Raw genomic sequence first — 2197 nt, 5'->3', positions numbered from 1 at the left:
CGATTCTAGAGAAATGATAAGATGAGGCGATACAGTGTCTAGCTGAATGTTTACTACTTTTTGTCTCCTAATATCCCAAATATGCTTAAAATGTTGCTCTTCTGTATTAAAGGGCACTTCATCCTCTGATGATGGGTATGTATCACAGGCTTCAGGATATACAGTCCAATTTGTTTCGATGTTTAAAACAAAATCACCATCATCTTTTCTATTATAATTAGTAAAATACAATAGAGTTGTAGAACTATTAATCCCAAATTTCAGGCCGTCTATTTGACTGCCAATAAGTAGGTGTTTCAGTACTCGTTCTGCAAATTTTTGGTCCTCTATTTTCACTGTGCTGGCTCCTTTAAAAGCATTTTTGATTTATGCCATATAAAAAGTGAGCTAAAAAACTCACTTTTACCTTTCTAGTTAACACTTGGTGCATTCATATTAAACATAGGGTAAATAAAAAAGCTCTGTATGAAAAAACCGTCTGTTTATTTCTGTTTTTTCCCTTCTCTTACTTCGCTGATTGTCTTTATAAATTCACCCTCAGTTACTCCTAAATAGGAGTCGGAGCGACGAACGTACACAATCCTGAGGTTTCTGTAAGGTTCAGGTATTGAAAAGAGTTGTACTAACCCTTCCCGCTCATATCTTTCCGCTAATGACCGGGCTATAAGTGTCACACCAAGACCAGAAACTACTGTCCCCATAATCGTCTCAAGTGTAGCAAATTCCATGATTTTTGGTGATACTATTTGTTCGTCTTTTAACCACTGCTGTAGTCTTTCTCTATATTGGCAGCCTTCATTAAATAAAATGAATGGTAAGTGCAGTAACTCTTTGGCAGACTGAATCTGCTTCTTCCTTTTTTCATTTGCACTGCATACAAGTACAATTTCTTCATCAAAAGCTGGAATTTGATCAAGCGTTGACACATTTACTGGTTCTGCTACAAATGCCCCGTCTAACTGAAACTTAAGAACTTTCTCTATTAATTGTGTACTTACTCCTGATACTAGAGAAATATCCACATTTTTGTGCTTATTATGATAGGAAGAAATGATTTCAGGAAACCCTACTACCGTTTCAACTAATCCAATACATAATGATCCAACAAGGTTACGCTCATCTTGAAATGCTTTCTGTATTTCATCCATCAGCCGCATCATTTGTTCTCCATATGTTAAAAGTTTTCGACCTTCTACATTTAATGTCATTCCTCGTCTGTGACGATGAAACAATGGGTGTCCAATTTTTCGTTCAAGAGACCGAATACGTGCTGTTACATTGGGTTGGACATAGCCTAGCTTATCAGCGGCAAGGCTTACACTGCCGTATTCTGCTACAGCCATAAATATGCGTATATCTTCTACTTCCATAAACATCCTCCTTTCCACTTACATTCATTTAGGTATTAATAATAGTGATATCTATAATCATTTATCATTATTTTACAAGATATCAAGCTCTAGATAAAATAATGACATCCGAGTGCTATTGCAATTATTTAGTAGCAATTACGTAAAGTTCTTAAAATGAGGCGACTGAAAGGAAGAGATCTAATTGTTTTATTTACTATTGTTTCTTGCCATCATCTTGGAGGTAATCGCAGTATTTTTTCTTAATCTTACAAATGGATTCACAAACTTTGTTCCTACTGTTCTCGCCATACTATTTTATTGTTCTTCAATTGCTGCTTATATGCTACTTAACGCCAAAGGTGAAGTAGGAGTAGCAAGTGCTTTGTATGCAGGAGGAGCAACCGTACTTGTTGTTGTCACAGGTATTATCTTTTTTGATGAAACTATTTCTTTATCTAAAATTTTAGGAGTTTCTCTTATTATAATCGGTGCAGTTTCTCTTAACATTAAAGAGAGCTCTAAAGAAAGAAGGACAGCGTAATGGGATACGTATTTTTAACGATGGGCTTAGTTTTAGGCATTGCAGGCCAAATGTGTGTAAAACTATCTAAAGGCTTTAGACAAACTGTTCCCACGATAGGCGCATTTCTACTCTTCATTGCTTGTATTTATTTTATTTCTCTAACGACGCACTATTTTGAAATGGGAATTGTTTTTGCTATATGGGCAGGGCTGACGATTGTTAGTACAACGCTGTTAGGTATTTATATATTTAAGGAATCAAAAAACAAAAGAAAGATTATCTCGGTTACTCTTATTATTACAGGTGTTATTATACTGAAAGC

At 35.4% G+C, this 2197-nt stretch carries 4 protein-coding genes; 2 read left to right on the top strand and 2 right to left on the bottom strand.

Annotated elements, in window-relative coordinates:
* Together AC1DRF_RS24185 and AC1DRF_RS24180 are read right to left on the bottom strand one after the other, a co-directional pair.
* A partial coding sequence (locus AC1DRF_RS24185; RefSeq protein ID WP_477741893.1) for a hypothetical protein occupies nucleotides 1-336 on the bottom strand: 336 nt, incomplete at its 3' end.
* 146 nt (nucleotides 337-482) lie between these two features.
* Nucleotides 483-1370 (bottom strand): LysR family transcriptional regulator, encoded by an 888-nt coding sequence (locus AC1DRF_RS24180; RefSeq protein ID WP_377577569.1) that lies wholly within the window; start codon nucleotides 1368-1370, stop codon nucleotides 483-485.
* Between the two features lie 184 nt (nucleotides 1371-1554).
* Here AC1DRF_RS24180 and AC1DRF_RS24175 point away from each other — a divergent pair, with 184 nt between their 5' ends.
* Both AC1DRF_RS24175 and AC1DRF_RS24170 read left to right on the top strand, forming a co-directional pair.
* The gene (locus AC1DRF_RS24175) at nucleotides 1555-1893 is read left to right on the top strand and encodes a DMT family transporter (protein ID WP_377577572.1); all 339 of its coding nucleotides are present in this window, start codon (nucleotides 1555-1557) and stop codon (nucleotides 1891-1893) included.
* Nucleotides 1893-2197, top strand: a 305-nt coding sequence (locus AC1DRF_RS24170; protein ID WP_477741892.1) for a DMT family transporter, incomplete at its 3' end; no start/stop codon positions are given. The genes AC1DRF_RS24175 and AC1DRF_RS24170, both read left to right, overlap by 1 nt.

It is taken from the genome of Priestia sp. P5_B4 (assembly GCF_056400385.1).
The sequence above is the reverse complement of the archived record's forward strand: the minus strand, read 5'-3'. Positions and strand labels throughout refer to the sequence as shown.